At 66.7% G+C, this 237-nt stretch carries 1 protein-coding gene; it reads right to left on the bottom strand.

What is annotated here, in order from left to right; translation table 11 throughout:
* A partial coding sequence (locus PUR71_RS00305) for a non-reducing end alpha-L-arabinofuranosidase family hydrolase (protein WP_329924258.1) occupies positions 1 to 237 on the bottom strand: 237 nt, incomplete at both ends.

Here is a 237-nt window from a genome sequence, read left to right as displayed (position 1 = left end):
GCGGACGAGGTCGCCGTGGCTGATGTCGTTGGTCCAGGTGGCGCCGCTGTTGGCCTTGCCGGCGAAGGGGTTGGTCTCGGTGGCGGCCTGGGGGGTCCAGGAGCCGTTGAGGCTGGTGGCGGTGAAGGAGCGGAAGTAGCGCTGTTCGTTGGCGCCGCGGGCTTCGACGATCATGAGGTACTGGTTCTGGCCCTGGACCTTGTAGACCTGGGGGGCCTCGAAGAGGTTCTTCACGGT

Source organism: Streptomyces sp. SP17BM10, assembly GCF_036322405.1.
Lineage (GTDB): Bacteria > Actinomycetota > Actinomycetes > Streptomycetales > Streptomycetaceae > Kitasatospora.
The sequence above is the reverse complement of the archived record's forward strand: the minus strand, read 5'-3'. Positions and strand labels throughout refer to the sequence as shown.